This window comes from Streptomyces sp. SD15 (assembly GCF_054462255.1).
Genome location: NZ_JBTLMO010000073.1, coordinates 1 through 26,583, shown reverse-complemented (window position 1 = coordinate 26,583; position 26,583 = coordinate 1). Strand labels below are relative to the sequence as shown.

Genomic DNA, 26,583 nt, shown 5'->3' with positions numbered 1-26,583 from the left:
TGACGTCTGAACCACTGGTACGAAAAGGGGAGTTGTGGCTCATCTGCTGATGGTCGAGAGCTGGGTCGGGTCGATGAGCAGACTGCTGCCACGGGCGATCCGGGAGGGCGGGCACGAGTTCACGTTCCTCACCCGCGACCTGCATCACTACCTCCGCTCGGCGCCCGATGGGGCGGCGCACCCGCTGCTCGGCGCCCGCAACGTGATCACCGCCGACACCAACGCCACCGACGCCCTGCTGCCGGAGATCGAGCGGCTGCACGACGTGCTGCGCTTCGACGGCGTGATCACTTCCTGCGACTACTACCTGCCGACCGTGGCCCGGATCGCCGGGCACCTGGGCCTGCCGGGCTCGACCCCGGAGGCGGTTCAGGACGCCTGCCGCAAGGACTCCACCCGCCGCGTCCTCGCCGACGCGGGGGTTCCCGGGCCGCGCTTCGCCGTGCACGTGGAGTGGGCCGACATCGCCGGGGCGGCGCGGGTTATCGGCTACCCGATGGTCGTCAAGCCGGTCGACCTGTGCGCGGGCATGTACGTGCGGCGTGTGGACGACGAGGAGCAACTCGCCGCCGCCGTACGGGTGCTGGCCGACTTCCCGGTCAACGCCCGCGGACAGCGCCGGGAGCCCGCCGTCCTGCTGGAGGAGCTGTTGGACGGCCCCGAGGTGAGCGTCGAGACGGTGTCGCACGCGGGTGCGGTCCAGGTGGTGGGCGTGACCGACAAGAGCATCGGCGGGGCGCCCGCGTTCATCGAGACCGGGCACATGTTCCCGGCCGCTCTGCCGGCGGCCGCCGCCGAGGCCGCCGAGCAGACGGCTCTCGCCGCGCTCAAGGCGCTCGGACTGACCGACGGCGTGGTGGCGCACACCGAGATCAAGCTGACCTCCGCCGGTCCGCGCGTGGTCGAGGTCAATCCTCGGCCCGCCGGGAACCGCATCACCGAGCTGGTCCGCCACGTGACCGGCATCGACCTGGCCGCGGCCTTCGTGGAGGTGTCCCTCGGCCGCGATCCCGACCTGCGGCGCAGCGACACAGGGCTGCGCAGCGCGGCCATCGGCTTCCTCGTGCCGGAGACCTCGGGCACGCTCGAGTCGCTGGACGGCGGCGAACTCCAAGACGCGCCCGGTGTGCTGGAGGTGCAGCTCGCCGATCCCGGCACGCAGGTGAAGGCGGCGGGCAGCAACAACGAGTACCTCGGGCACGTCATGGCGGGTGACGCCGAGGGGCTGGGCGCCCGCGGCCACGTCGAGGTCCTGCTCGGTGAGCTGCGATCCGGGCTGGTGATCCGATGACCGCCGTCACCGGCACAGCCCGCCGGGCGGCATTCGAGACATACGAGTCGTACGACGAGCTCGTGGCGCGTGTCCGCGCCGGTGAGCTGGGTCCGGATCCGGCCACGCAGAGGATCGCCGTGGCCTTCACCACGCGGCAGGCGGTACGGCACGACGGGCGCGGCACCGGCTACCGCAACGAGGTCCTCAGCCTGCGTCTGGGCGGGGCCGTCGGCTCGTGCGCGGTCGAGCCCGGGGCGCTGCCGGACCGTGCGGTCGAGGAGTGTGTGGGCGCGAACGTGGCTCACCTGCTGGAGCATCCGCTGCTGCCGGTGCGTGTGGCCGCGCTGGACGCCTATCTGATGCACGTTGCTGCGCACACTCCGCAGAACGGGGCGCGGCCCGTCCCGCTGCCCGCCGGGACGTCGCTGGAGAAGTCCCGGGCCCGGGCGAAGGCCGTCGTCGCGCTGCTCGATCTGCCGACCGACGCGACCGTGCTGGTGGTGGGGGTCGTCAACTCGCTTCTAGAGGCGTTGCGTTCGCGTGGGCGGGGCTATGTGCCCTGTGACCTCAAGGGCGGGCTGACCGAGTGGGGTGAGGCGGTCGTCACCGACGCGCTGGCCGAGGCCGACCGCTGTGACGCCCTGCTGGTGTCCGGGATGACGCTGGGCAACGGCACTTTCGAGCCGCTGCGGCGGCACGCGCTGGCTCATGGCAAGCAGTTGGTGATGTTCGCCCAGACCGGCAGCGCCGTACTGCCCCGCTTTCTCGGCCATGGGGTGAGCGCGGTGTGCGCCGAGCCGTTTCCCTTCTTCTGGCTCGACGGCGGTCCCGGCACCGTGCACCGCTACGGTGGCCCCTGTCCGGAGGGCGGACGATGACCACGGCGGCCGTACGCCCCCTCGCCGGCCCGGAACGCCCGGAACTGCTCGCCCTGCTCGGCCGCACGCCCCTGGTCCGCATCACGGCCGACCTGCCCGGCCCGCATCCCGGCTTCTGGGCCAAGCTCGAAGGGCTGGCGGCGGGCGGTATGAAGGCGCGGGCGGCCGTGTCGATGCTGCTGGGCGCCCGTGAGCGCGGTGAACTGCGGTCCGGCGCACCGGTGGTGGAGTCCACCTCGGGCACGCTCGGCCTCGGGCTCGCCTTCGCGGGCCAGGCTCTCGGTCATCCCGTCGTGCTGGTCTGCGACAGTGAACTGGAGCCGTCCATGAGGCAGTTGCTGCGCGCCCATGGTGTGCGGCTGGAGATCGTGGACCGCCCGGCGCCCCGGGGCGGCTGGCAGGCGGCGCGGCTGGGCCGGTTGCGGGAGCTGCTCGCGGTGCTGCCCGGCGCGTACTGGCCGGACCAGTACAACAACCCCGACAACAGCGCCGGTTACGCCTCCCTGGCCGCCGAACTCGTCGACCGGCTCGACCATCTGGACATCCTGGTGTGCAGTGTCGGCACCGGCGGACACAGTGCGGGGATCATCGGCCCGCTGCGGCGGCGCTGGCCCGCGCTGCGGCTGATCGGTGTCGACTCGACCGGCTCCACCATCTTCGGCCAGCCCGCACGGCCGAGGCTGATGCGCGGCCTGGGCAGCAGCATCCACCCGCGCAATGTCGCCTACGACGCCTTCGACGAGGTCCACTGGGTCGGCCCGGCCGAGGCCGTGGACAGCTGCCGCCGACTGGCCCGCGGCAGTTTCGTCAGCGGCGGCTGGAGCACGGGCGCCGCCGCCCGCGTCGCCGCCTGGGCCGCCCGCGTCCATCCCTGCGCGGTCGTCGCCACCGTCTTCCCCGACGGCCCGCACCGCTACCTGGGCACGGTCTACGACGACGACTTCGCCGCCGCCCACGGCCTCGACCCGAGCGCCGCGGCCACCCGGCCCGTCGAGATCCCGCACCCCGGCGCGGCCGAGGCCACCGGCTGGGTGCGCTGCATCCGCGTCACCGACCCGCTGAAGGCCGCCCCCCATGCCGTATCCCATCCGGAAAGGACCCCGTGAAGGCCAACCTGCGCACCGTACGCCTCGATCTCGCCGAGCCGCTGCGCATCTCCCGCTCCACCATGGCCACCCGCGACGCCGTGTGGCTGACCATCGAGCACGACGGCACCAGTGGCCATGGTGAGGCCGTCACCAGCGTCTACTACGGACTCGACGCCCAGAGCCTGGAACGGCTCCTCACCACCGCCGGTACGAATCTCGCCCGCTTCCCCGATCCCGAGAGCGCACTTGAGGCCCTGCGGGCGGGCGAGTCGGCCGACGCGAGCACTCCCCCGGCCGTGACCGCGGCCGCCGAGGCCGCGCTGCTCGACCTCGTCGGCAAGCGCGCGGACAGCCCCGTCCACCGGCTGCTCGGTGATGCCGTACCTCCGGTCGCGGCCACCGCCCGCACCATCGGCATCACCTCCCTCGCCCACGCGGCGACACAGGCCCGCTGTCTCGCAGCGAGCGGCTTCGAGATCATCAAGGTCAAGGCGGGAACCCCCGACCCGGAGGACGACGTGGAGCGCGTCCGCGTCATCCGCGACGCGGCGCCCCGGGCCCGGCTCCTGCTCGACCCCAACGGCGCCTGGACGGTGGTGCAGGCCGAGGCGCTGCTGCACCGGTTCGCCGACCTCGGCGTCGAGGCCGTGGAGCAGCCCGTCGCGCCCGGCGACCCGGAAGCGCTGGGCGCGCTGGCCGAGCGCTCACCGCTGCCGGTCATCGCCGACGAGGACGCCGTGGATCTGGAGGACGTGCGCCGCCTGGCCGGCCGCGTCCAGGGAGTCAACGTCAAGCTCGCCAAGTGCGGTGGCGTGCATGCGGCCCTGCGCATCGCCGAGGCGATCGACGGCAGTGGAACGGAGCTGATGCTGGGCTGCCTGACCGCCAGCAGTCTCGGCCTCGCGCCCGCCGTCCACCTCGCCGACCGGGCCCGCTGGGCCGACCTCGACGGACACCTGCTGCTCGCCCACGACCCATGGACCGGCATCGGCGGCGAGAACGGCGTCGTCCGCGCAAGCGGCCGTCCCGGCCTGGGAGTTCAGGAGGTGGGGGGGTATGAAGGCGTGGCGTGAGATGCGCCGTTTCCCGCTCGCGGTCCAGCTCCTGCTGGTCAACCAGCTCGGCGTCAACATCGGCTTCTACCTCCTCATCCCCTATCTCGCCACCCACCTCACCGACCACCTGGGCATGTCAGCGGCCGTCGTCGGCATCGTGCTCGGCGTGCGCAACCTCAGCCAGCAGGGGCTGTTCATCATCGGCGGCTCCGCCTCCGACCGGCTCGGCGCACGCGGCGTCATCATCGCCGGCTGTGCCCTGCGCACCGTCGGGTTCGCCCTGTTCGCGCTCGGCGACAGCCTGGCCGTGCTGCTCGCCGCGTCCGTCCTCAGCGGGCTCGCCGGGGCGCTGTTCAACCCCGCTGTGCGCACCTACATCGCGCAGGAGGCCACCGAGCGCAGGGCCGAGGCGTTCGCCCTGTTCAACGTGTTCGCCACCACCGGCGCCCTGATCGGCCCGCTGCTGGGCAGCGCGCTGCTGCTCGTGGACTTCCGCACGTCCGCGCTCACCGCCGCCGGGATCTTCGCCGCCCTCACCGTCGCGCAGGCCGTCGTGCTGCCGGTCCGGGAAGTCGAGCCGAGCAAGGGCACGGTCCTCGCGGACTGGCGCGAGGTCCTGGGCAACAGGGCCTTCCTCGCCTTCGCGCTCGCCATGGTCGGCATGTTCACCCTGGAGAACCAGCTGTACCTGCTCCTGCCCGACGGAGCCCGGCAGGCCACCGGCTGGGACGGCGCCGCCGGACTCGTCTTCGTCGTCGGCACCCTCGCCAACCTGGCGCTGCAGCTGCCCATCACCCGTGCCCTCAAGGGGCGGGGGGACCGGGCGCGTTGGATCGCGACGGGCCTGGGTCTCATGGCAATGGCGTTCCTGCCGCCCGCCGTGGTGGCGGTCGGCTCCGACGGTCCGGACGGCGCGGCCGACACGGTGCTGCGCGCCCTGCCCGTCCTGGCCGGCGCCCTGCTGCTCTACCTCGGGGTGATGATCGCCCAGCCGTTCGTGATGGAACTGATCCCCGGCTTCGGCCGGCCGGAGCTGACCGGCACCTACTTCGGCATCTTCTACGTGGTCTCCGGCATCGCCGCCGCCGTCGGCAACACCGTCGTCGGCTGGGCCATGGACACCGGGGAGCGGGGCGACGCCGGCTGGCTGCCGTGGGCGTGCTGCGCCTTGTTCGGGCTCGCCTCCGCGCTGGGCGTGGCCTGGCTGCACCGGCTCGGGTCGCTGCCGACGCCGTCGAAGCCCGCCGTACCCGCAACGGCCTGAGGAGGGACAGGGATGACTTCTACGACCGCTGCGCACAACCTGCTCACCGACAACCCCGAGCTGTACGAGGCCCGCTTCCCCGACCCCGACCGGCTGGCCGGGCGCTGGACGGAGGACTGCCTCCGGCGGCACGGCGCGGGACCGCGCGTCCTCGACATGGGCTGCGGCACGGGGCGCGACGCCGCCCACCTCCACGGCGCCGGCCGCAGCGTGACCGGTGCCGACCTCTCCGACGCGATGCTCGCCCACGCCCGCACCCACCACCGCGGACCCCAGTACGTCCAGGCCGACCTGCACGGCTTCGACCTGGGCCGGGGCGTGTTCGACGCCGTCGTGTGCCTGGACAGCGCCCTGCTGTACTGCCACACCAACGACCAGCTCGACGCCTTCCTCTCCTCCTGCCGCCGCGCCCTGGCCCCCGGCGGCCTGCTGATCGCGGAAATGCGCAACGGCGCGTACTTCCTCGGCCGTAGCGACCTGCTGGACACGCCCACGGTCGATTCCTTCACCCGGCAGGGCACCGTCCACGAGTCCACCACCACGCTCACCGTGGACCGCACGGCCCAGCTCCTGCGCCGTACGCGCGTGTGGACCGTGGACGACGGGTCGGCAGCGGTCGAGCAGCGTTCCGCGTGGCGGCTGTTGTTCCCGCAGGAGCTGCGTCACCTGCTGGCCGCACACGGCTTCGAGGTGCTCGAACTCCACGACGGGCCCGGTCCACGCACCGAGCCGCCGTGGCGGGAAGGCCGGCTGCCCGGCGACACGACGGACGCGGACCGGCTGCACGTCGTCGCCCGCCTGAACTCCACCCACTGACACCCACAACCCCAAGGAACGGTCATGTACGACGAACGCTTCCCCGGTCTGCGCCGCCGCGGCTTCCTCGCCGCCACGGGCGCCGCCTCACTCGGCGCGCTCGCTCTGGCAGGATGCGGCGGCTCCGGCAGCGAGGGCTCCGACGCCAAGGGCGACGGCACTCCGAAGAGAGGCGGGCGGCTGCGCGCCGCGTTCGCCGGCGGCGGCGCGAGCGAGACCCTCGACCCGCACCTGGCCAACCTCTTCGCCGACGCCGCCCGCGCCAAGGCGCTGTACGACAAGCTCGCCGACTACGGCGCCGACCTGTCCGCCCAGCCCCGCCTCGCCGAGAAGTGGGAGTCGAACAAGACCCTGGACCGCTGGCAGGTAATCCTGCGCAAGGCGACCTTCCACGACGGCAAGCCGGTCACAGCCGCCGACGTCCTCTACAGCTACCGGCGCATCGCCGACCCGAAGCAGGCGTTCCGTGCCAGGGCGTCCCTGGACCCCATCGACCTCGACGCCAGCCGCACCACCGGCGAACGGAGCATCGAGTTCGTCCTCAAGCGGCCCACCGCCGAATTCCCCAACGTCCTGGCCGCGTTCGGCGCGTACATCGTCCCGGAGAACGCCTCCGACTTCGACAAGAAGCCGATCGGCTCCGGCCCCTTCCGGTTCGTCTCCTTCGCCCCCGGCCGCTCCGCCGTCTTCCGCCGCTACGACGACTACTGGGAGGGGGCCCCGCACCTCGACGAGCTCGAGTTCGTCATCGCCAACGAGGAGTCCGCCCGCGTCAACGCGCTCCTCGGCGGACAGGTCGAGTACGCCCACGAACTCAACCCCACCACCGCCCGCGCCCACGAGGGCAAGGGACAGATCGAGATCGTGCGGCTGCGCAACAGCGCCATGCAGGCGTTCTGCATGAAGACCGACCGGGCCCCCTTCGACGACAAGCGTGTACGCGAGGCGTTCTTCCTCATCGCCGACCGCCAGGAACTCGTCGACGGCGCCCTGTCCGGCGCGGGTGTGATCGGCAACGACCTGTTCGGCAAGGGCTACGAGTACTACGCCGACGGCCTCCCCCAGCGCGAACAGGACCTCGACGAGGCCCGCGCCCTGCTCAAGCAGGCCGGCGCCGAGAACCTGAAGGTCACCCTCGACACCTCGGCCGTCGCCGCCGGGTTCACCGAGGCCGCCAGCATCTTCCGCGACCAGGCGAAGAAGGCGGGCGTCACCGTCGACGTGAAGATGGGCAGCAAGGACTCCTACTGGGCCGACATCCTCGACAACGGCACCCTGTGCTGCTACCGCTCCGGCGCCATGCCCATCGAGGCCCACATCTCCCAGCGCCTGCTCACCGACTCCACCACCAACGCCACCAAGTGGCAGCACAAGGACTTCGACGCCCTCTACCAGCAGGCCCAGTCCACCCGCGACAAGACCGAACGGGCGGCCGTCTACGAGCGGATGCAGCGCCGCCTGTACACGGAGGGCGGCTTCCTCATCTGGGGCTTCGCCGACTGGATCCTCGGAACCGCCCGCAATGTGAAGGGAGTTGAGGCCAAGGCCCCTGCCAACACGCTCGACTGGGCCCGCTTCGACAAGGTCTGGCTCGCGTGAGCGGACTGCGTTCCTTCGTCGCCCGGCGGCTGCTCCTCGGCGCCCTGCAGACCGTGGCCGTCGTGCTGCTGGTCTTCGCGCTCACCGAGGCGCTGCCGGGCGACGCCGCCGTCGCGCTGGCCGGCGACCAGCCCGACCCCACCCGGATCGCCGCCATCCGCGAGGCCATGCACCTCGACAGGCCCGCCTACGAGCGGCTGGCCGACTGGGCGACGGGTCTTCTGCACGGCGACTTCGGCACCTCCCTGACCTCCGGCCGCCCGGTCGGGCAGTACATCTCCGACGGCTTCGGCCCGACCCTGTTGCTGGCCACGCTCACCGTGGCCCTGCTCGTCCCGATCGGCTTCGGCCTCGGCGTGTTCGCCGCCCGTCACGAAGGGCGCCTCGCCGACCGGCTGATCAGCTCGGTCACGCTCGCCGTGTACGCGGTGCCCGAGTTCGCCCTCGGCGTGCTGCTGGTGACCGTGCTCGCACTCCGGCTGGGCTGGCTGCCGCCGACCGCCGTCGGCTACGGCACCGACCTGCTCGGTCACCCGGCCGCGCTCGTCCTGCCCGTGCTGGTCCTGCTGTCCCGCCCGGTCTGCTCCCTGTCCCGCCTGGTGCGGGCCGGCATGATCGACGCGCTCGCCTCCCCCTACGTGGCCCAGGCCCGCCGCTACGGCATCTCCGGCACCCGCATCCGCTACACCCACGCTCTGCCGGGCGCCCTGGCCCCCGCCGCCCAGCACCTCGCCCGCACCGTCGACTGGCTGCTGTGCGGCGTCATCGTCGTGGAGGCGCTCTACGTGATCCCAGGACTCGGCACCGTCCTGCTGGGCGCCGTCGCCGAACGCGACGTGCCGGTGGTCCAGGGTCTCGCCGTGGTGTTCGGCGTGCTGACCGTCGTACTGAACCTGGGCGCTGATCTCGTCGCCCACCGTCTCGCACCCCGGGCGGGAGTGGCCGCATGACGGAGCCGCCGAAGCTACGGACGGCCCGCTTCGCGCTCGGCGTGACGGTCGTCGCCGTCCCCCTCGTGCTCGCCCTGCTGGGCCCGCTGTTCGCCGGCGAACCAGGACCGCGGACGGCGTCCTTCACCGTCGGCGACGGCCACTGGCTCGGCACCGACTTCGTGGGCCGCGACGTCTGGCAGCAGGTGCTGCACGGCGGCCGACCGGTCGTACTGACCGCCCTCGCCGCCACCGCCCTGTCGTATCTCGTCGCGCTCCCCGTCGGCCTGGCCGGCGCACTCACCCACCGCCGCTGGCTGGAGGAGCTGCTGCTGCGTCCCCTGGACATCCTGCTCGCCGTCCCGTCGCTGCTGCTGATCCTGCTGGCCGCCACCGTGTTCTCGCCCGGCCCCGTCGGCCTGGCCCTGCTGGTGGCACTGGTGAACGTGCCCGACGCGGCCCGCCTCGTACGTGCCGCCGCCGCGGAGGCCGCCGCCCGCCCCGCGGTCGAGGCGCTGCGCATGCAGGGCGAGACCTGGTGGCGCATGGCCGTCGGCTACGTCGGCCGTTCCATGCTGCGCACCCTGGCCGCCGACGCCGGCACCCGGCTGACCGGCGTGCTGTACCTGGTCGCCACGGCCGCCTTCCTCGGTGTCGGGGTCGCGCCGGACGCCGCGGACTGGGCGGTCATGGTCGACCGCAACCGCACCGGCCTGTTCGTCCAGCCGTGGGCCGTGATCGTCCCCGCCGTGCTGATCGTCGCCCTGACGATGGGCACCAACCTCCTCTTCGATGCCGCGCTGGACAAGGGCGAGAGACAAAACGCCACCCGCACAACCGAGTTCGGGAGCTCGCGCGGAGCCGTCCGGAGCCGGACAGAGAAGGAAGCACGTCCGTGAACCACGAAAAGGACGCCACCGAGGAGCCCGTGGCCGAGATCCGGAACCTGAGCGTCGAGGTCGGCGGCAGGGCGATCGTCGACGGAGTGAGCCTCAAGGCCCTCCCCGGCAAGGTCACCGCCCTGGTCGGCGCCTCGGGCAGCGGCAAGACCACCACCGGCCTCGCCCTGCTGGGCGAGTACCCGCCCGGCGCCCACGTCACCGGCGACGTACACCTGGCGGCCGACAGCCTGGTCGGCTACATCCCCCAGCACCCGGCCGCCGCCCTCAACCCCGCCCGCCGCATCTCCGCCCTCCTGACGGACATCGCCCGCCCCCAGGTACGCCACCTGCCCCGCGGCCGGCGCCGGACAGCGGCCCGCGAACGCGTCCTTCGCGCCCTCGCCGACGCCCAACTCCCGGACGCCGAGACCCTGTTGCACCGATACCCGCACCAGCTCTCCGGCGGCCAGCAGCAACGCGTCGTCCTCGCCCAGGCCCTGCTGCTCGGCGCCCGGGTCGTCGTCGCCGACGAGCCCACCACCGGTCAGGACCCCCTGACCAAGAGCCGCATCGTCGACCAGTTGGCGGCCGTCGCGGCCCGCGGCATCGCCGTCGTCCTGCTCAGCCACGACCTGGACGTCGTACGGGCGCTCGCCGACGAGGTGATCGTCATGCGGGCGGGCCGGGTTGTGGAGTCGGGCGCCGCGCAACGCCTGCTGCTCGCGCCCCAGCACGAATGGACCCGCGAACTGCTCTGCGGGAAACCGGAGTTCACGGAACCGGAAAGCACGACCGGCACCGGCCGCCCTGTCCTGCGGATACGCGGCCTGACCGCCCGTCACCGCATCACCACACGCGGCACGACCGAGGTACTGCGCCTCCCCGAACTCGACTTGCGCGCGGGCGAGAGTCTGGCCGTCGTCGGCCGCTCCGGAAGTGGCAAGACCACCCTCGCCCGCTGTCTGGCCGGACTCCACCGCGAGCACGATGGAAAGATCCTTCTCGACGGCACACCGCTGCCGCGCAGCCTGCGCGACCGCGGCCGCGCCCAACTGGCGGCCGTGCAGTACGTCTTCCAGGACGCGCGCGCCGCCTTCGACGAACACCGCCCCGTCCTGCACCAGATCGCCCGCACCGCGATACGGCTGCGCGGCACCGAGTCCTCCGCAGCGACACGGGAGGCCCTGGCCACTCTGACCGGCCTCGGTCTCCCGGAGGACCTGGTGCGCAGACGCCCCGGGCAACTCTCCGGTGGCGAACTCCAGCGCGCGGCCCTCGCCCGCGCCCTGCTGGCCCGGCCCCGTGTCCTCATCTGCGACGAGATCACTTCCGGCCTCGACTCGATCACCCGCAGGGGCATCCTCGGTATCCTCACCGCCCTGCTCCACGACCGCGACGACCTGTCCCTCGTCCTGATCACCCACGACCTGGACACCGCCGCCCTGGCCCACCGCATCGCCGTCCTGGACGCCGGTGAACTCGTCGAAGAGGGACCGGCCCGGCGAGTCCTCACCGCACCGAGCCACCCGTTCACCGTGTCGCTCATGGAAACAACGACACGGCTGGGGGCGGGAACGAGCATGTGACCGTCACCCCACCGAACCACACATGCGAAAGTTGCACCCTTGCTCCATGGACTCAAGAGCGGAGAGCCCGCATTCAACAGTGCCCCATCGTCAACGACATGAGCGAGGTCAACATCGCCGCCGCCCTGGTGCGCGGCGGCGAGGCCGCCCTGTCGCGCACCGAGGAACGCCTGGTCGAGATGACCAACGGCTGCATCTGCTGCACCCTGCGCGACGACCTGCTCGAGGAGGTCGACCGGCTGGCCCGCGAGGGCCGCTTCGACTACCTGCTCATCGAGTCGTCCGGCATCTCCGAGCCAATGCCGGTCGCCGCCACGTTCGCCTTCGCCCGCGACGACGGCGCCACCCTCGGGGAGATCGCCCGCCTGGACACCATGGTCACGGTTGTCGACGCCGCGGGCTTCCTGCCCGAGCTGACGTTCCCAGCGTGGGAAACCTACGGCATCGACGACACGTGCGAGCACGAGCATCCCGAACTCGCGGCGGGCGTCTGAGGACCCCGGGTCGGGCGGCGAACGCAGCCACGGCGCCGCCCGGCTCGGCACGGACACCGATCGGCAGACCGTCATGGGAGGGGGCCTGTGCGCTTGGCGCCCCGAAAACCGGCGCCTGCCCACCACCATGCCCGACCGGCAGGTCCGTTGCAGGAGCGCGGCCAGTTGCTCCGGCCCCTTTCCGGCAACGTGATCCGCTCCAGCCTGGAACGGCACTTCGGCATCACCCCGGCCTTCCGCAACTGCCACCGCGTCGCCGTCTTCCGCCCCGATCCCCGCGGCGACGCGCCCCGCACCCGCTCCACCTCGCTGCGCGCCCAAATCCTCAACCAGTCACCCGGGTTCCGCGACTGTCGGCGCCGGGAGGGGCTTTGGTCTTGCACCAGCGCAGCCGTCACTCCGACAGCTTCCTGCAGGGCGGGGCCAGGCTGGTACACAGCCTCCGTCGCTAGTGTGCGGTGCGTCCGTGGTGTCGTACGGCGAAGCGAGTGGCGTGAGCGATCAGGAGTATGCGGAGGGCCGTGGCGGGCTCGCCGACGCTGTGCGCCTCGTCGTGCGGACGCTCGTGTACGTCGTCCTCGGCGGTGGCGCGATCGCCGCGATCGCCACCGTCGCCGGGGTCCTCGGGCCGGCGCTCGCGCTCGACCTCTACACCCCGCCCATTGCCGCCTGGTGGACGGTCTTCACGGCCGTCGTCGTCCAGGGTGTCCCGTTCCTCTTGCTGGGCACGGTCGTCTCCGCCGCCATCGGCGCCTTCGTGCCCGCGCGCGTCTTCAGCCGGCTGCTGCCGCGCAACCAGGCCCTCGCCGTGCCGGTCGCGGGCGCGGCCGGTGCCGTCCTGCCCGGGTGCGAGTGCGCGTCCGTACCGGTGGCCGGAAGCCTCATGCGGCGCGGGGTGGCCCCGGCCGCCGCGCTCGCGTTCCTGCTCTCCGCGCCCGCGATCAACCCAGTCGTCCTGGTGGCCACGTCCATCGCTTTTCCCGGGCAGCCGCTGATGGTGGCGGCTCGGCTCGTCGCCTCCCTCGCCACGGCCGTCGTGATGGGTTGGCTGTGGGCACGCTTCGGGCGGGAGGAGTGGTTGCGGCTGCCGACGGCGCCTGAGACGGGATCCGGGACCTCCCGCGCGGGCGTCTTCGCGGCCGGCCTGCAGCATGACTTCCTGCACGCCGGTGGGTTCCTCGTGCTCGGCTCGGCGGCGGCGACCTTCAACATCACGGTGCCGCGCTCGGTACTCGACGTCTTCACGGGATCGGCCTGGTTGTCCGTCGCGTTGCTGGCGCTGCTGGCCGTGGTGCTGTGCGTGTGCAGCGAAGCCGACGCATTCGTGGCCGCTTCGCTCAGCGGGTTCGCACCGACCGCGCGGCTGGCGTTCATGGTGGTCGGGCCGATGGTCGACCTGAAGCTGATCGCGCTTCAGGCGGGGACGTTCGGCCGAGCCTTCGCCTTCCGGTTCTCGTCGGCGACCTGGGTGGTCGCCGTGGTGAGCAGTGTGCTTGTGGGGTGGTGGCTGCTGTGAGGCGGTACGGACCAGCCTTACTGACGCTGTTGGTGGGCGCCGCCATGCTGCGGATCTCGCTGTTCAGTGCCTTGTATCTGCGGTACGTACAGTCCGGGCTGCGGCCGTATCTGGTCGCCTCGGGGACGCTGCTGGTGCTGTTGGGGGTAGCGGCGGGGGTGAGGGCCGCGCGGGAGGTGCCGGACGAGGACGAGGACCCGCACGACCACGGGCACGTTCACACCCATACGACCGGCCCGCGCTTTGCCTGGCTGCTCACGCTCCCCGCCACCGCGCTGCTGCTCTTCCCGCCGCCCGCGCTCGGCTCCTACAGCGCGGCCCGGGAGGACGCGCAGCGCGCGGCGCAGGGCGTTGGCACGTTCCCGGCGTTGCCGGCCGACGACCCGGTGGACCTGAGCGTCGCCGCCTTCACGTCCCGAGCGATCTACGACAGCGGGCGCTCGCTGAAAGGCCGTACGGTCCGGCTGACCGGCTTCGTCACGCACGGGGACGACGGCACGTGGTACATCACCCAGCTTCTGGTCTCCTGCTGCGCGGCCGACGCGACCACAAGCAAGGTGCAGGTCCGCGGCGCGGACGCCCCGGCGACGGACACCTGGGTGACGGTCACGGGCACCTGGCACCCCAAGGGCAGGCTGGGCTCGACGGCGGCCTGGCCCCCGCTGCTGGACGCGAAGACGGTCAAGAAGGTCCAAGAGCCGTCGGACCCCTACGAAAAGCGTTGACTCGGTCGACGCGGCCTGGCCACATCGCGTCCAACGGGTTGACGCGCTGACGCTTGGCGGTCTACCGCTAAGCGTCAGCTCCCTGTCCGCGCGCAAACCGCCATGCCCAAGCAGAGTGCCGCCACCCCGGTGGCCCAAAAGCACGCTTCTGAAAACGATTGTCATCGTGCTACGGTCGGTGCATTCAACCTTTGACCACGCCTTTACTCGGAGTGTCCCGTGCGTCTCCCGGCCCGTTTCGTCCCTCTTACCGCGGTCACCACCGCGGCTTCCGCCCTGCTCACGGGCTGTTTCTCATCGACGGGCTCCGACGAGGGCGCCGCCTCCGGTGAGAGCAAGCGGATCCGTCTCGCGATGATGCAGCCGCCCCGCTCGGGCCTGTCGCCGCTGTCCGACGACGCGTTCAAGCTGTCGCGCTGGTCGACCGCCGAGACCCTGGTGAAGCTGAACGCGGAGGGCGACGCGCAGCCCGCGCTGGCCACCGAGTGGAAGCAGTCGGGCAAGAAGTGGACGTTCACGATCCGGGACGGTGTGACCTTCCACGACGGTACGCAGCTGACCGGCGAGGCCGTCGTCAACTCCCTCACGGAGGCGGCCACGGCCTCCCCCAAGCCCCGCATCCTCGACGGCGTGGACCTGACCGCGCAGGCCGACGGCAACACCGTCACCGTCACCACGGGCACCGAGGACCCGCTGGTCCCGCAGCGCCTCAGCTCGCCGCAGCTGTCGATCCTCGCGGCGAAGGCGTACGAGGGGAAGACCGTCAACTCGATAGGTGCCGGCACTGGCCCGTTCGAGCTCACCAAGGTCAACGGCACCTCGTCCGCCGCCCTCGACCGCTACGACGACTACTGGGGCGGCAAGGCCAAGGCCCCCGGCGTCGATGTGAAGTTCGTGCCGGACGGAACCGCCCGCGCGGCCTCCCTGCGCAGCGGCGAGGCCGACATCGTGGAGGCGGTCCCGGTGTCGCAGGCCGCCGTGCTCGACCAGGACCTGATCACCGAGGTCCCGATGCCCCGCACCAACACCCTCTACCTGAACACCGAGAAGGGCGCCTTCAAGGACGCCTCGCTGCGCGCCGCGGCCCGCGAGGCCATCGACGCCGAGTCGATCGTGGAGGGAGTGTACGAAGGACGGGCGGATGTCGCCGAGGGGCTGCTCGGGCCCGCGCTCCCCTGGGCCGCCGAACTGCGGTCGACCGTGAAGCGCACCAAGGCCGGTGACCCGTCGGGCAAGTCGATCACTATCGGCACCTTCACCGACCGTGCCGAACTGCCCGAGGTCGCGGCCACGCTCCAGCAGCAACTGCAGAAGGCCGGGTTCAAGGTCAAGCTGGACGTGCGCGAGTACGCGAACATCGAATCCGACGCGCTGGCGGGCGAATTCGACGCGTTCATCCTCTCGCGGGCGACCGTCCTCGACTCCGGCGACCCGGCCGCGTACCTCTACAGCGACTTCGCTGCGGACGGTTCCTTCAACATCTCCCAGCTCGCCGACAAGACCGTCGACACGGCCCTCGACATGGCCTCCGACACCGCCGCCGGTGACGCCCGCCGCAAGGCCGTCATCGACGCCGAGGCCGCCGTCCTCACCACCGACGCCGCCGTGCCGATGCTCCACGAGCGCGTCATCCAGGGCGACGCGGCCGGAGTCGTGGACGCGGCGCACGACCCGCGCGAGCGGGAACTGGTCACAGCGGACACCTACGTCAAGTGAGGAAAGCCGTAGAGAAGTCGGCCGGCGCGGCGCAGCCGAATCGTGCCGCAGGGAAGTCGGCCGGTCCTGCCCAAGTGAGGCGTGCTGCAAGGAAGTTGGTCGGCCCGGCCGGGCCGACCCGCTTTGTCTGTCTGGTCGCCGTCCTGGCCGTCGTCGGTCTGCTGCCGTGGCTGTCCGGCCGCGACCCCGCGCTGACCGTGCTACGCGCCCGGTCGGCCGAGCAGGAGGCGACGCCCGAGGCGCTGGCCGCGATCCGCGAGGACCTCGGCCTGAGCGCCGGTCCCCTTTCCCTGTTGCGGAGTTGGGCCTCCGGACTGCTGCGCGGCGACCTCGGTACGTCGTGGGTGTCGGGCACCGACGTGTTCCCCTCGGTGGTCTCCGGCCTCCAGGTCTCCCTCGGCCTGATGGGCGCCGCCTTCGCCGTCGCGGTGCTGCTCGCCTGCGCGCTGGTCGCCCCGGTGCTCGTACGGGGCCGGGGATCGGCCGGCGCGCTCGCCGCGATGCTCGCCGCCGTGCCCGAGTTCCTGCTCGCCACGGTGGCGCTGCTGGTGTGCGGGGTCTGGCTGGGCTGGCTGCCGACGGCGGGCTGGGCGGGCCCCGAGTACCTGGTCCTCCCCGCGATAGCCCTCGGTGTCCCGGCCGGCGGTCTGCTGGGCCGCCTGGTCGCGGACGCGCTGCCCGCCGTGCTCGACGAGCGCTGGGTGGAGCTGTGGCGCGGCGCGGGTGTGAGCCGGGCCCGTGTCTCGGCGGCCGCCCTGCGCCGTGTAATGCCGCCCCTGGTACCGCAGTTCGGCATGGTCGCCGTCGGCCTCACGGGCGGCGCGGTCGCTGTGGAGACGGTGTTCGCGGTGCCCGGCATCGGCCGTACGGCTCTGGGGGCGGCCAAGTCCCAGGATCTGCCCCTCCTCCAGGGCTCGGTCCTCGCCCTCCTCACCCTTGGCCTGGTCGCCGGCGCCCTGGCCGGCCTCGCCCGGCGTCGGCTCCTCGGCCCGGCGCTGCGCGAGGCGGGCCTCACCCTCCCGCCGTCCCGCCCGGTCCGCTCCCACCCCGCAATACCGCTGGCCCTGGCCGCCGTCCTCCTGGTCACCATCAGCTGGGGCCTGCTGCGCGACCCGTACGCCGTGGACACCACCGCCCGCCTGCTCCCGCCGTCCTGGGCGCATCCGCTCGGCACGGACGGGCTCGGGCGTGACGTACTGGCCCGCCTCGGCCACGGCGCGGCCTCCACGGTCGGCACGGCGGCGGCGGTCTGCGCGCTGAGCCTGCTGGTGTCCCTGGCGCTCGGCTTCCTGCCGGGCGTGGCCGCGGGCGCGGCGGACATCGCCAACGCGCTGCCCCCGGTGATCGTCGGCATCCTCGTCGCCGCGGCGGCCGGCCCCGGCACGGGCGGCGCGGCCCTCGCCGTGGCCCTGACCTCTTGGCCGGCCCTGTCCGCCCACGCGGCGGCACTGGTCCAGGAGGTCCGCGCGTCCACCTTCCTGACCGCCCAACGGGCCATCGGCGCGAGTCCGTTGTGGATCCTCACCCGGCACGTTCTCCCGTCCGTCGCCGCCCCGGTCACCCGCCACGCCGTCCTCCGCCTCCCGGGCATCGCCCTGGCCCTCGCCTCCCTCGGCTTCCTGGGCCTCGGCGCCCAACCGCCCACCCCCGAATGGGGGTTGCTCCTCGACGAGTCCCACGCCTACGTGGAACGCGCCCCGTGGGCGGCCCTGGCCCCGGCGGTCGCCCTCGCCCTGCTGGCCGGTCTTGCGGTGTCGGGCGCGGCAAACGCGGAGGGACGGTGTGACCGCAAGAGCGGCCGCCCCCGCACCGCGAAGGCCACCAGGGGTACGCAGAGTCCGATGGGGTCGATGACCGTGGCGAAGGAGGCCCCCGTTGACGTCTGACGACGCGCTGCTGTCGGTGCGCGAGCTGCGGATCGCGTTCGACGGGGTGGAGGCCGTGCGCGGGCTGTCCTTCGACGTCCGGCCCCGCGAAGTGCTCGCGCTGGTCGGTGAGTCGGGCGCGGGCAAGTCCCTTACGGCCCGGGCGCTGCTCGGGATGCTGCCCAGGGGCGCGACGACGAGCGGAACCGTACGGCTGCGAGGTGAGACGGATCTCGCCGCCCAGCGGGGCCGCCGTATCGCCCTCGTCCCCCAGGACGCCCTCTCGGCCCTCTCCCCCGTCCACCCCGTGGGCGACCAACTCGCCGCCGCCGTACGGTCGGTAGCAGGTGTCTCGCGCAAGGAGGCCCGCACCCGGGCGGTCGCCGCGCTCGACCGGGTGGGGATCCCCGACGCCGTACGCAAGGCGCGGGCGTATCCGCACGAGTACTCCGGCGGTATGCGCCAGCGAGCCGTGATCGCCATGGCGACGATCAACGAACCGGATGTCGTCGTCGCCGACGAACCCACGACCGCGCTGGACGCGGAGCTCCAAGAACAGGTGCTGCGGGTCCTCGGCGAGCAGCGCGAGGCGGTCGGCGCCGCGCTCGTGCTGGTCACACACGACTTGAGCGTAGTCCGGGAACACGCCGACCGCATCCTGGTCATGTACGCCGGCCGCCAGGTCGAACAGGGCCCGGCGAAAGGGGTGTTGGGCCGCCCCCGGGCGCCTTACACGGCGGGCCTGCTGGCGTCACTGCCCCCGGACGACGGCGACGCTGATGGCCGTATGGGCGCCGGTGGCGGTCGTCGTCGACGGCTGCCCTTCATCCCCGGGTCGCCGCCCACCCCCGACGCCCTCCCGCCGGGCTGCGCCTTCGCGCCCCGCTGCCCGCTCGTCGAGGATCGCTGCCGTCGCGAGGAACCGCAGCCACGAGTGGCGGCCGACGACAGCCATGAGGTCTCCTGCCACCGCTGGGACGCAGTCCCGTACCCCGTCATCGAGTTGTTCCAGGAGCCCGCATGAACCGGAGCGACCCCCTGCTCGACGTGCGCGACCTGGTCGTCCGCTACGGCACGGTCATCGCGGTCGACCATGTGTCCTTCACCGTGGACGCGGGCGAGACCCTGGCCCTGAACGGCCCGTCCGGCTGCGGGAAGTCCTCCACGGTCGCCGCCGCGCTCCAGCTGCGCCGCCCGGAGTCGGGCGAAGTCCGTTTCGAGGGACGGGAGTTGACCGCCCTCACCGAGCGCGAGCTGCGCCCACTCCGCCCCCGTATGCAGCCCGTCTTCCAGGACCCGTACGGCTCGCTCAGCCCTCGCCACCGCATCCGGGACGCGGTGGCGGAACCCCTGCGCGTCCAGGGCCGCTGGGACGCCACGGGCCCCTCCCGGGTCGCTGAACTCCTCGACCGGGTCGGCCTGGACCCGGCCTACGGTGACCGCTTCCCGCACGAGTTGTCCGGCGGGCAGTGCCAACGCGCTGGAATTGCCCGAGCGTTGGCGTCGGAACCCCGCCTGCTGGTCCTGGACGAGCCGGTGTCCGCCCTTGACCCGTCCATCCGGGCCGGAGTCCTCAACCTGCTCGCCGACCTCCAGGACGAACTGCACCTGGCGTACCTCTTCATCTGCCACGACCGTGCGGTCGTACGCCACTTCGCGGACCGTTCGATCGAGATGCGCGCGGGGAAGCTCGTACCGGCCTAGTGCTGGATTCCTCTTTCCCTGGGTATCTGTCCCGGTGGCGGCCACGGCCGCAAAGCACCAGTGCACCGCCCCTGTTCGGGAAGGAATGGATCGTGACGGCTCCCAAGTGACGGCTGTCTGAAACAGGCTCATAGGGAACAGATCCAAGACGTCCGCGCGAAAGTTCCAGCCCGCAACGCACGATTGCGCACCGACGGCGCCCGATCCCTGCTGCTTCGAAGCAAAGCAACATAGAGGGCGTCTGAAAAGGCTGTCAGCGGGCCTACCTTGTGAGGCGACGAACCAGAAGCATTGCCATGGCAAGGTAGATGGCATTCTCCGAACAGATGCGCTGGTACTCATGGTCCTTCGACAAGCGGCGACACCGTCCCAGCCAGGCTAACGTTCGCTCCACCACCCAACGGCGCGGGACCACTGAACCGCTCCGGGGCAGGTCTGAGCTTCCACCGGTCCCCGAGCGGTTCATTCCCGGCTCGACCGACAGCGAGCTGCTGACTGGGCCCTACGCGCCGACCGCAGAGCGCGGGCAGCTGGAGAAGGCGCGCTTCTGCAGTTGATGAGCATCTACGTTGCGGCGCACAGCGACTCTGGAACCGGGCGAGGGCAGGACGAGGCCGACAGGATGGCCCACGAGTGCGGGGTAGAGGACCAGGACGTGACCGATGCACTCGACCGCCTGGCGGCGATCGGCTCCCTCGAGCGTTGGCAACTCTGCTCGAACACCGGTGACTTGCAGTGGAGCTACGCCCTACGGCGCCCAAATGGCAGCCCAAACCCTGGTCACCGACGCCAGTAGGGGTAGATCGTCTGCCACGGCGGCAGGTCATGCGGCAGCAGCCTCCAGGCGCAACCGGCCCGCAGCCAGTACGCCAACGCGTTGAGGATCTCCCACTCCGGATCAGACAGATCCGTCGAGTAACGGGTACGCAGCCCGCCCACCCCAACCCCCGAGAGTGCGCCACTGCCCCGCTACCAGTGCATATGCCCTGATGTCGGGTCAGACGACGGCCGACGGCCGACCCGCCCCAGCGCGTTCAGCGGCGGGTCGGTTGCAGGCGCTCAATGCGGTCGAGGTCGCCGGCGAGCAGGTCGCGGTGGCTGATGGTGAAGTCTCCGTTGGGCAAGGTCTGCCCTCGGCCGTAGTGCCGGCCCACGACGGTGGTGGAGAGGAAGGCGCGCAGGCGGTGGCGCATGTCCCCGGGGTAGTCGACGGGTGAGCCCCAGCCGGTGGGGGCTTGGTCGGTTGAGAGCAGGACCCAGTGGTCCACGGGCACGGCGGCGTCGAGGTCCGGCGCCCTTCCTGTGTGGCTGTCCAGGGCTGGCACGGTCAGCCGGTCGGGGTCAAGGGGCGGGTACCACAGCAGCAAGGGTTTGGCGCGTTGCGCGTCGGCGTTGTCGAAGCAGCACACGGCGATGGTGTGGTCGGGGAAGTGGTCGGCATAGAAGCGCAGGAGGTCCGGGTCGAGGTCAGGGCGCCGGTGCGGCGGCACCTGCCGCAGCGCGGCGGGGACTGCGGTGGGGTCGGCGGCCAGGAGCACTGTGTAGACGTCGTGGTCGAAGACCTGGACGGGCTGGGGTTCCGAGCTCATCCACGCGATGTCGTCGGCTGCTGTGGCGGCGGAACCGACGGCGGCGACCATGCGGTGCAGGACGTCGCCGGTGCGTCCGGCGGCGAGGAAGTGGTGGGGGGTGAGTTGTTGCGTGGGCAGGTGCAGCAGCATGGCGTTCGGGCCGTCTGCCAGGTTGGCGGCGGTGTTCTGGTAGCCCAGGACGTGGATGAGGCCGTGCACGGGGTGGTGCTGCCGTCCGCAGTACGCGATCGTGCCGGAGAACGCGGCCTCACCTGTCGAGATGCACATGGCGGCAAGGTACCGCCCCTGTCCGACGGCGCCGAGCGGATTTCGCCTGCCGAGGACCGCTACCGCCGATGGACGCGCCCGGCTCGAAGTCTGATGCCCGGTCGGGTGGTGCACTCGTGCAGGTCGTGCGGAATCCTCGTCGCTTGGGTGGCCTCTCGGGATCCGCGCCGCTCAGCCGTCCAGGATGAGTCCGGTGCCGGCCAGGCAGCCGTCGTCAAACATGCGAAGCCTCTGATGGAGACGGTTCTCTTGGTCGAAAACCCATTTACCAGGTGCTTCACCTGTCTGCCAGGCCAACTGCCCAGCTGGCGCGGGAGGTTGGAAAGGCGCAGCACCTGAGCCGCCGGCCGGTGTGCCCGAGCCGCGACCTGCCGTTCGAGGTACGGGTCTTCCACACGCCGGACGGCGTCTGGCCGGCGATCGTAGTGATCCAGCCGTGTTGCGGGGAGGCGTGAGGGTGGCCGACCCGGCGGGGTCATGTTGTGTGGGTTCGCCGTGTGATCCGGACGAGGTGTTCGGTCTGGGCGTCGACGGACTGGGGTCCGTTGCCGGTCAGCAGAGTGCGCTCGTCGTCCCAGATGACTTTGACGGCGGCGGGGTTCAGAGTGAGGCTGACGTCATAACCGGCTGCGTCCAGGGCGACGTCGACGTAGTAGGGCAGGCGGGTGGCTTCGCCGGGCACCTTGGGGTACTGCATTTCGAGCATCATTCGCTCGCCGTAGCGGGGGACTGTGGTGATGCGTGCGCCTTTGAACCGGTGCTGTTCATCGGTTGTGATGGTGCCTTCGTCATCGATGCGGTAGCGGGCGGAGGTCAGCGCGACGGGCGCGTGGCAGATGAGGGAGATCGGCACAGCACTCTCACGGAGGGTGTGCAGCAGCTCGCCCATCCACGGGTTGTCGTGGAAGTCGACCATTGGCGCGTGTCCGCCGGGCATGTGGACGAATGCGAGGCCATCGAGGGAGAAGTCGTTGCTCGGGTCGCGGTGCTGGTGGATCAGTTCGGGGATCGAGTGGTAGTGGTGCTGCGGCAAGGCTTCGAAGCTTGCGACGACGTCGTCCCTGATGGAGGCGGCCTCACTGTCGGTTCTGGGCAGGGCCTGGGAGACCGGGATGCGTCCGAGGTGTCGCCGTGCAAGGGCTAGTTCGGCGTTACGGCGTTCCAGCAGGGCGGGGTTCTTGGCGCGCATGGCCTGGGGGCTGGAGTGCTTTGCTGCACTTTGAATGGTGGTGCGAGCGGTGGCACTGCCCAGGCTGCCGGCGGCGTGGAAGTTGAGGGCGAGGCCGTTGATGTCGAGCTGAGGCGGGTTGCCGTCGGGAGTGGCGAGTATGAAGTCGTATTCGTTTTCGAATGCGGCCATGATCGCGGCGAGTTCGACCAGGAAGAAGCCAGTGGGGATCCCTGGGTGGCCGGAGGGTCTGCTCAGCGGCAGAGTCCGGGCAGAGGACAGCACGAACAGGGCTTGAGGGCGAGGCTCGACGGGACTGGACACCAGAGGGCCTTTCCTTGTGTTGACGGGGCTGGGGGTCAGGCCGGTACGCCGGAGCCTCGCTTGATGAGGGCGTCGAAGGCGCGGGCGGGCAGGAGCCGACTGAGCAGGATCAGAGGGCGGGCGCCGAAGCCGACGCGGTAGCGGATGCGCGGGTGGCGGGTCGTGGCGGCCTTGGCCACCGCGTCCGCGATCACGGAAGGGGGAGAGGTCATCCGGGCCCCCTGCTGGGAGCTGCTTTCCAGGGACTTCGCCATGGCCTTGGCCTGCTCGGCGTAGGGGCCGTGGCCGGAGACGGCGCGCAGCTTGTCGGCTGCGATGGCGCCCCACTCGGTATGGATCGAGCCGGGCTCGATGAGGACGACGTTGATGTCGAACCGCTTCAGTTCGAGCCGGAGCGCGTCACTGAGCCCTTCCACGGCGAACTTACTGGCGTGGTACCAGGCGCCCATCGGGGTGGCGAAGCGCCCGCCCATGGAGCTGATGTTGACGATCGTGCCGCTGCGCTGGGTGCGCATGTGGGGCAGCACGAGCTGAGTGAGGTGGGCCAGGCCGAAGAGGTTGACGTCGATCTGGGCACGGGCCTCGTCCAGGGGTACGTCCTCCAGAGCTCCGTAGGAGCCGTAGCCGGCGTTGTTGACCAAGACGTCGATACGCCCCTCATCTTCGATGATCCTGCCGATTGCGTGCTTCGCCGAAGTGCCGTCGGTGACGTCCAGGGCCAGCGTGCGTACGCCCGCGGCGGCGAGCGCGCCCATGCGGTCGACGCGCCGCGCGGCGCCGTAGACGATGAATCCCGCCTTCTGCAACCGGAGTGCGGTGGACTCACCGATACCGGAGGAGGCTCCTGTGACCAGTGCAACCTTGTTCGACATGAAAGTTCCCTTGTTCGTGTCAGGCCCGGTGTGCGGGCCGTCGGCCGGATGGTGGGCGGACTTCTGCCGCCGTCGCGTGGATTCGCCAGGGCTGCTGCATACCGACGCACGCAGGCCCCGCGGTCGGGTAGGGCTTCGCGCTGCCATAAACATAAGAGACCGTCGGTCTGAACACAAGAGGACGGCGGTCTGTAATCAAGAGACTGCCAGTCTGTAGACTTCGGACATGACCACCTTCCAGCGGGCAAGGAGTGAGGAACAACGCTTGGCGCGAAGGCAGAGCATCCTGCAGACCGCCGCAGCGATGCTCGCCGAGATGCCGGTCTCCGCGATGAGCCTCAATGAGCTGAGCCGCCGCGTCGGGCTCGCCAAGTCCAACGTGCTGCGCTACTTCGAAACACGTGAAGCCGTGCTGCTCGACCTGCTCGACCAGAGCGCCCGTGACTTCCTGACAGAAGCGGGCGAACAGCTTCGCTCACTGGTTGACGCGCGCGCCCCCCTGGACGCCAGGACCGAAGCCGCGGCATCCGGGCTGGCCGCATCTTTCGCTGCCCGACCGATGCTGTGCGAACTGCTCAGTGCGCAGGCCGGCGTACTGGAGCACAACATCTCCATCGAGGTCGCGACCCGATACAAGGAAGGCGCCCGCGACAGCCTGCTCGGATTGGCCGAGTTGCTGCGGCGCCTCTTTCCCGAGCTCGATCAACCGCGTTCCGAACAGGGCGCCAACCTGATCATCGTCTTGATCTGCGGCCTGTGGACCCACACACACCCCGCGCCCGCGGTGCGCGCCGTCTATGACGCCGACCCGAGCTTCGCGTTCATGGACTCGAACTTCCCAGACGCCCTGCACCAGACGTTGTACATACTGCTCACGGGTCTCCTCGTCCATAGCTGACACACCCCGCCCCGTCCGGTGTCCGCTCGCGCGGGCTTGCCCGACCTGGACGCCGACACGAGCGGCTTACGGCCAACACCCCAGCCATGACGTCCGGGCCGCGCGCGAGCACGGCATCATCGACGCCCTCACCGAGGCCGGCATCAACTGCTGGGCGGACAAGGGCTACCAGGGCGCAGGCGGCACGGTGGGTCTTCCTTACCGCGGCCGATGGGACAGCCTCTCCGCCGGTCAGCAGGCCGTCAACCGGTCCCACCCGAAGATCCGGGCACTGGTCGAACAGGCCATCGCCACCCTCAAGTCCTGGCGGCTCCTGCGTAAGCTCCGCTGCTCGACAACCCGAATCACGAGCCTCGTCCAAGCCGTCCTCACCCTCCATCTGGCCAGCTCAGACTGAGGATGGAAAAGGCTCACTGCCGGAACCTTCGAGGGTCCAGGTACGTGTTCTGGCAGCGTTATCGCGGTTCACCTCCGCGAGAATGGGCAATCCGGGTCACTTCCCATGGCGTGCGTCCCAGCCGGACCGGGCGACTCAACCGTGGATGATCGCCCGTTCACACCGCCCTCATCGCCGGCAACTCCCAGGCGCCCCATGAACGCCGACTCACTGCGTGCCAGGACACGCTGCAGGTGCAGCCGCAATTCCGTGTACTGCACACCTGTGCCCTGTCGTTGTGATGCCACGGCAGAACCAACGACATGCGCCGGGCGTGCGATGTGCGCCGGACGGGTGGAGTCGCGAACCCGCCGCAAGGGAGGACCCGCATGGGGCACCGGGACGGGCATGAACCGAGCACGCTTTCGGGCAGGGGCTGAGGGCAGGCGATGTGCGGGACCTGAACTCTGGTTGGACACCGGAGTCAGAGCAGTGGCTGCCGGCGTACGAGACCAGGGCGCGATGGCCTTGAATCACGACACGACACACTCCTTGGTTGCGCTGGACGTCGTCCTCACGCGTTCCGTGTTCGGCGCGCCATGCTGGGTGAGTCTGACCAGCCGCAACCTCAACGGCACGCACGACTTCTACGGGCCCGTATGGGGCCGGCAGTGCCGCAAACGCCGGACTGGGCGACCGTTTCCGGACGGAAGGGCGGCGCTGCTGCTCACCCAGGTCATGGCGCTGGAACTGGCCGAACACGGGATCACCGTCAACTCCGTCGCTTCGGGTGAGATCGCCACGCCGATGACCGGCCAGGAAGACACCGACGTCACCGCCGAGCGACGGCCCGGTGTGCCGCTGGGTCGCCCGGGCGATGGCCGGGAGGTCGCGGCCGTGATCGCCTTCCTCGCAGGGCAGGGTGCGTCCTATGTCACGGGTGCCTCTTGGGTAGTGGACGGAGGGATGCTACGGATGGGGCCGCAGGCCGGCAGCCATCTCCCCGACGATGCCTGCGGCGCCCCCTCGATGACGCTTCCGAGGCAGCCGAAGTCGCCGTGGTCTCGGAATGCCACCCGCAGACGCTGCGGCAGATGCGCTGGGCCAACACCATGATCAAGAATCTTGCCTTTCACGTCCTGACGAAACTGTGAGCAGCTGCTCTTCCTGTGATCCGTATGGTGATCCAAGGCGAGAGCGCCTAATGGTTGACGGTGTATTGGATGTGGGTGACACCGGCGCTTTCGAGAACTTTCGGTGTGCCGAGCATGACTGGCGTGTTGGAGAGGTTGCCGACGCGGCGCGTGCCGCTGTGGGTCGTCTCGTTGCTCGCCGTCGACAACCCAGTCGGCGCGAAAACACCAGCGAGGCCCCTGGCCGGCGAGTCGAGACCTGATACATCTCGCTCACCGGGCCGAGGGGCCTCGCTTTCGATGACAAGGTCTGGGTTGACGCCCGACCGGCCTTCCCGGTCGGGCGTCACTCCCCGTCGAGGCACAAATCGGCTGCTGTGGCCGGCCTGCTAGGCCTCTTCATCAACCACATGACTGTCCGTCGCGGTGTCCCCGGCGAAGTTCGCGTCCCCGCCGTAGGTCGCGGTGATGGCGTAGGGGCTCCCCACCGCGTCCGTGTAGGTGTGAGTGCTCGTCACGGTTCCTCCGGCGAGGGTTTCGGTGACGGCCGGCGTCCCGTCGCCG

The 26,583-nt window shown here is 71.0% G+C and carries 22 protein-coding genes and 4 pseudogenes; 21 read left to right on the top strand and 5 right to left on the bottom strand.

Going from position 1 to position 26,583, the window contains the following annotated elements; all coding sequences use genetic code 11:
- Positions 1–34 precede the first annotated feature (34 nt).
- From ACX28W_RS39855 to ACX28W_RS39770, 18 genes and pseudogenes are all read left to right on the top strand, one after another.
- On the top strand, positions 35–1,291 hold the full coding sequence (locus tag ACX28W_RS39855; RefSeq protein WP_459005023.1) for an ATP-grasp domain-containing protein: 1,257 nt from the start codon (positions 35–37) through the stop codon (positions 1,289–1,291).
- Entirely contained in the window at positions 1,288–2,151 is an 864-nt protein-coding gene (locus tag ACX28W_RS39850) for a Rossmann-like domain-containing protein (RefSeq protein WP_459005022.1), read from the top strand. Before ACX28W_RS39855 ends, ACX28W_RS39850 begins: the two co-directional genes overlap by 4 nt.
- On the top strand, positions 2,148–3,257 hold the full coding sequence (locus tag ACX28W_RS39845; protein WP_459005021.1) for a PLP-dependent cysteine synthase family protein: 1,110 nt from the start codon (positions 2,148–2,150) through the stop codon (positions 3,255–3,257). The genes ACX28W_RS39850 and ACX28W_RS39845 overlap by 4 nt, the downstream gene beginning before the upstream one ends.
- Positions 3,254–4,312 (top strand): dipeptide epimerase, encoded by a 1,059-nt coding sequence (locus ACX28W_RS39840; RefSeq protein ID WP_459005020.1) that lies wholly within the window; start codon positions 3,254–3,256, stop codon positions 4,310–4,312. The genes ACX28W_RS39845 and ACX28W_RS39840 overlap by 4 nt, the downstream gene beginning before the upstream one ends.
- Positions 4,296–5,558, top strand: coding sequence for an MFS transporter (locus tag ACX28W_RS39835; protein ID WP_459005019.1), 1,263 nt, complete (start codon positions 4,296–4,298; stop codon positions 5,556–5,558). The genes ACX28W_RS39840 and ACX28W_RS39835 overlap by 17 nt, the downstream gene beginning before the upstream one ends.
- A gap of 12 nt (positions 5,559–5,570) precedes the next feature.
- On the top strand, positions 5,571–6,374 hold the full coding sequence (locus ACX28W_RS39830; protein WP_459005018.1) for a class I SAM-dependent methyltransferase: 804 nt from the start codon (positions 5,571–5,573) through the stop codon (positions 6,372–6,374).
- A 24-nt stretch (positions 6,375–6,398) separates the two neighbouring features.
- Positions 6,399–7,973, top strand: a complete 1,575-nt coding sequence (locus ACX28W_RS39825; RefSeq protein WP_459005017.1) for an ABC transporter substrate-binding protein — start codon at positions 6,399–6,401, stop codon at positions 7,971–7,973.
- On the top strand, positions 7,970–8,923 hold the full coding sequence (locus tag ACX28W_RS39820) for an ABC transporter permease (RefSeq protein WP_459005016.1): 954 nt from the start codon (positions 7,970–7,972) through the stop codon (positions 8,921–8,923). Before ACX28W_RS39825 ends, ACX28W_RS39820 begins: the two co-directional genes overlap by 4 nt.
- Entirely contained in the window at positions 8,920–9,801 is an 882-nt protein-coding gene (locus ACX28W_RS39815) for an ABC transporter permease (protein ID WP_459005015.1), read from the top strand. The genes ACX28W_RS39820 and ACX28W_RS39815 overlap by 4 nt, the downstream gene beginning before the upstream one ends.
- Entirely contained in the window at positions 9,798–11,369 is a 1,572-nt protein-coding gene (locus ACX28W_RS39810) for an ABC transporter ATP-binding protein (RefSeq protein ID WP_459005014.1), read from the top strand. Before ACX28W_RS39815 ends, ACX28W_RS39810 begins: the two co-directional genes overlap by 4 nt.
- Before the next feature lie 98 nt (positions 11,370–11,467).
- Positions 11,468–11,785: pseudogene (locus tag ACX28W_RS39805) on the top strand (GTP-binding protein); the annotation flags it as partial.
- A gap of 171 nt (positions 11,786–11,956) precedes the next feature.
- Positions 11,957–12,217, top strand: a pseudogene (locus tag ACX28W_RS39800) (SCO5389 family protein); the annotation flags it as partial.
- Between the two features lie 139 nt (positions 12,218–12,356).
- Positions 12,357–13,379, top strand: coding sequence for a permease (locus ACX28W_RS39795; RefSeq protein WP_459005013.1), 1,023 nt, complete (start codon positions 12,357–12,359; stop codon positions 13,377–13,379).
- Positions 13,376–14,104: a TIGR03943 family putative permease subunit gene (locus ACX28W_RS39790; protein WP_459005012.1), complete on the top strand. Its 729-nt coding sequence runs from the start codon at positions 13,376–13,378 to the stop codon at positions 14,102–14,104. Before ACX28W_RS39795 ends, ACX28W_RS39790 begins: the two co-directional genes overlap by 4 nt.
- A gap of 219 nt (positions 14,105–14,323) precedes the next feature.
- Complete coding sequence (locus ACX28W_RS39785; protein ID WP_459005011.1) at positions 14,324–15,820, top strand: ABC transporter substrate-binding protein; 1,497 nt, start codon at positions 14,324–14,326, stop codon at positions 15,818–15,820.
- Between the two features lie 74 nt (positions 15,821–15,894).
- Positions 15,895–17,706 carry an ABC transporter permease subunit gene (locus tag ACX28W_RS39780; RefSeq protein ID WP_459005010.1) on the top strand — a complete coding sequence of 604 codons (1,812 nt, stop codon included), beginning with the start codon at positions 15,895–15,897 and terminating at the stop codon, positions 17,704–17,706.
- Positions 17,696–18,709 (top strand): ABC transporter ATP-binding protein, encoded by a 1,014-nt coding sequence (locus tag ACX28W_RS39775; protein ID WP_459005009.1) that lies wholly within the window; start codon positions 17,696–17,698, stop codon positions 18,707–18,709. The genes ACX28W_RS39780 and ACX28W_RS39775 overlap by 11 nt, the downstream gene beginning before the upstream one ends.
- On the top strand, positions 18,706–19,389 hold the full coding sequence (locus tag ACX28W_RS39770; RefSeq protein WP_459005008.1) for an ATP-binding cassette domain-containing protein: 684 nt from the start codon (positions 18,706–18,708) through the stop codon (positions 19,387–19,389). The genes ACX28W_RS39775 and ACX28W_RS39770 overlap by 4 nt, the downstream gene beginning before the upstream one ends.
- A gap of 262 nt (positions 19,390–19,651) precedes the next feature.
- On the opposite strand, the gene ACX28W_RS39765 is transcribed toward ACX28W_RS39770, so the two are convergent.
- From ACX28W_RS39765 to ACX28W_RS39745, 5 genes are all read right to left on the bottom strand, one after another.
- Positions 19,652–19,855, bottom strand: a complete 204-nt coding sequence (locus tag ACX28W_RS39765) for a transposase (protein WP_459005007.1) — start codon at positions 19,853–19,855, stop codon at positions 19,652–19,654.
- Between the two features lie 314 nt (positions 19,856–20,169).
- Positions 20,170–20,328, bottom strand: coding sequence for a transposase (locus ACX28W_RS39760; RefSeq protein WP_459005006.1), 159 nt, complete (start codon positions 20,326–20,328; stop codon positions 20,170–20,172).
- A gap of 95 nt (positions 20,329–20,423) precedes the next feature.
- The gene (locus ACX28W_RS39755) at positions 20,424–21,248 is read right to left on the bottom strand and encodes a hypothetical protein (protein WP_459005005.1); all 825 of its coding nucleotides are present in this window, start codon (positions 21,246–21,248) and stop codon (positions 20,424–20,426) included.
- 475 nt (positions 21,249–21,723) lie between these two features.
- A complete protein-coding gene (locus ACX28W_RS39750; protein WP_459005004.1) occupies positions 21,724–22,740 on the bottom strand; it encodes a type 1 glutamine amidotransferase family protein in 1,017 nt (338 codons plus the stop codon).
- 35 nt (positions 22,741–22,775) lie between these two features.
- Positions 22,776–23,612 carry an oxidoreductase gene (locus ACX28W_RS39745; protein ID WP_459005003.1) on the bottom strand — a complete coding sequence of 279 codons (837 nt, stop codon included), beginning with the start codon at positions 23,610–23,612 and terminating at the stop codon, positions 22,776–22,778.
- A gap of 226 nt (positions 23,613–23,838) precedes the next feature.
- On the opposite strand from ACX28W_RS39745, the gene ACX28W_RS39740 reads away from it, so the two are divergent.
- The 3 genes and pseudogenes from ACX28W_RS39740 to ACX28W_RS39730 form a co-directional block, all read left to right on the top strand.
- The gene (locus ACX28W_RS39740; protein WP_459005002.1) at positions 23,839–24,510 is read left to right on the top strand and encodes a TetR family transcriptional regulator; all 672 of its coding nucleotides are present in this window, start codon (positions 23,839–23,841) and stop codon (positions 24,508–24,510) included.
- Between the two features lie 85 nt (positions 24,511–24,595).
- Positions 24,596–24,907: pseudogene (locus ACX28W_RS39735) on the top strand (transposase family protein); the annotation flags it as partial.
- A 702-nt stretch (positions 24,908–25,609) separates the two neighbouring features.
- Positions 25,610–25,897, top strand: a pseudogene (locus ACX28W_RS39730) (SDR family oxidoreductase); the annotation flags it as partial.
- Between the last annotated feature and the right edge of the window lie 686 nt (positions 25,898–26,583).